The 2,676-nt window shown below is 43.6% G+C and carries 2 protein-coding genes and 1 pseudogene; all 3 read right to left on the reverse strand.

The window, feature by feature from the left end; translation table 11 throughout:
• Nucleotides 1-128 precede the first annotated feature (128 nt).
• Entirely contained in the window at nt 129-1,310 is a 1,182-nt protein-coding gene (locus tag INF86_RS22070) for a glycosyltransferase family 4 protein (RefSeq protein ID WP_023295006.1), read from the reverse strand.
• Nucleotides 1,288-2,487, reverse strand: coding sequence for a glycosyltransferase (locus tag INF86_RS22075; RefSeq protein WP_023295007.1), 1,200 nt, complete (start codon nt 2,485-2,487; stop codon nt 1,288-1,290). The genes INF86_RS22070 and INF86_RS22075 overlap by 23 nt, the downstream gene beginning before the upstream one ends.
• A gap of 9 nt (nt 2,488-2,496) precedes the next feature.
• Nucleotides 2,497-2,676 (reverse strand): annotated as a pseudogene (locus tag INF86_RS22555) (hypothetical protein); the annotation flags it as partial.

Below are 2,676 nucleotides of genomic sequence, written 5' to 3' on the forward strand. Positions count from 1 at the left end.
AATTAAGCCAAAATAAATCCTATGCAATTAAGGCCCCACGGCAAATAAATTCTTTCTTTTGATCTTTAAATACGCTGATTTTCATTGTTTAAATCCTGACATAAATCGGCTGATTTATGCCGTGGTCATTATTTTTCCGGATGAGTATAACTGTTCTGTACTCGCGCAGCCTGAGTATTGATCAGCGACTCAGAGTATTGAGCCCAGGCACTATCGACATACTGACTAATCTCGTCACGGAAACGCTGCTCTGAAAATGTTAAAGCATGTTCGCGACAGTCTTCTGGCTTAATTTCATCGGCGTATTTTTCAAAGGTATTCACTGCTTCGCATATGGCGTCTGCGGTTTGTTCAAAGAAGAACAGCCCAGTCGGTTTATCGCTACCAAGGGGTTTAACCGTTTCGAGGCACCCGCCTTTACCGAAAGTAATGACCGGCGTACCGCTTGCTTGTGCTTCTACAGGCGAGATACCAAAATCCTCTTCTGCAGCAAATACGTAAGCTTTAGCACGCTTCATATAGTCGACCATTGCAGCGTCATCCTGATAGCCGAGTAGCGTGATATTATCCATCGCCAGCTGTTTGATCTTATCCATCTCAGAACCATCACCGATAACCACTAACTTTTTATCAGGCATTTTGGCAAACGCACTAACAATAAGATCAACACGCTTATAAGGCACCATGCGACAAGCAGCCAGATAGAAATCCTCTTTTTTGTCACTGAATTCGAACTTATCCGTATTCACCGGCGGATAGATGACGTCTGCTTGTCTGCCATAAACCTTGTTAATGCGGCGCGCAATAAACCGTGAGTTACCAATAAAATGATTAACGCCCGCAGCGGTACGGTAATCCCAAATACGAATCTTATGCAGGAGATACTTAGCAAGCCACCCTTTCAGACCTTTGTTCAGGCCGGATTCCCGCAGATACTGGTGCTGGAAATCCCACGCGTAACGGATAGGAGAATGGACATACGACACATGAATTTGGTCAGGGCCAGTGATCACCCCTTTGGAAACAGCATGACTACTTGAAATAACTACGTCATAAGCAGACATATCAAGCTGTTCGATAGCCAACGGCATCAACGGCAGATAAGACTGGAATTTTTTTGCTGCAAATGGCAAACGCTGAATAAATGTTGTAGTGACTTTTTTATTATTAAGAAAATGTTTTTCTTTTGGCTTTAAGAAATCACATACAGCGAAAATATCCGCATCGGGATAACAACGTAAAATTTGCTCAACCACTTTTTCAGAACCCGCATAGGAACTGAACCACTCATGAACGATTGCTACTTTCATTGCGCTTCTCATCAATTAGCTTAAACATTTTTTCAGTGCGTGACTGGTAAGTATATTCTCGGGCAAGCTCCTGACATTTCTCCACAGAAATCCGATCGCCAGAGGTAATATCTTCCAGAGCTGAAATAAACTCAACGGGGGTGTGGGCAACGCGAAAATAGTCTTTAAAGTCACACAAGGACGCTAAATCGACACTCACCACTGCCTTCCCTGCCGCCAGATACTCAAAGAACTTCATAGGGAACATTGAAGCAGTATATTCATTCAAATTATTAGGCAGCAAAGTTGCGGCAAAGCCCTTCAGGTAACCAGGCAACTGCTGGTACGCCCTTGGCCCAATTAAATGAATATTTTTGTGACGGGTAAGTTGAGTCGCATCAGTGTTCGGATCTCCCTCGCCAACATCGCCAATCATCACTAGCGACCACTCAGGATGAGCTTCTGCAATCGCTTCCAGGAGAGAGAAATTCACCTTATAGCCGCTTATAGCGCCAATAAAGCCAATTCTTGGCTCCGGGATCGCGTTCAGGTCGGCAGGAACGGGCAGTTGATCATCCAACGCTTTTGAAAAGTGATTATAGTCAGCTACGTTAGAGAAGTAATAGACCTCATCGCTCCAATGCTTTCTTGACTTCAGAAGCGTCAGAGAAGTGACAAAGGTAATGTCTGCGCGACGTACAAGCTCTTCCTCTGCATCCTGAAGGATCTCTACCGGCATTCCAGGCTGAGCTTTAATTTCGTCGACACAATGATAAACAACATAACCGAAATCACCCGGCTCCAGAAAACGCGTGGTCAACGGGTTATAGGTCCATAGCGTTTCGTCTTTGAATTTTAAACGCCAGCACCAGAATTTGAGCGCGCTGCTCAAAATCAGTTTATTAAGCTTACGCACAATAGCGTAGTTATTAAATGGGATGGAAATTGGTGACCATACCCAGACATTGTCGCGCACTTTTCGAGGTGCTTTAATCGCTTTAAGAACCCGGCGGAAGATACGCGAAAGGTCTTTCTTATTTACACTAGGTCGGCGCAGTCCCAGAGACTCTATGTAAAGAACACGGTGTCCACGGTTTGCCAGCTCTAAGGCAACATGCTGTTTATTTGTCCAGAATGGGTTGTCCCAGTCTGCCGTGGATAAGACGACGATGTCTTTTATATCTTTATTTTTGTTCATAAAAATACGCTATCTCAGTCCCTTTTTTTGGAAAATCCCTTTAATACCATTTCGGTACAATGGGAATAACATTGCCCATAACAGACTAAACATCACAAATATTGCGCCATTAATCAAGAGTCGGAAAATAACATTATCAGGTTGAATAATGTAATGCCCAAGAGTCAAGATAATAGATCTATAAAGAAT

The organism is Enterobacter cloacae complex sp. I1M (assembly GCF_014982425.1).
GTDB classification, from domain to species: domain Bacteria; phylum Pseudomonadota; class Gammaproteobacteria; order Enterobacterales; family Enterobacteriaceae; genus Enterobacter; species Enterobacter intestinihominis.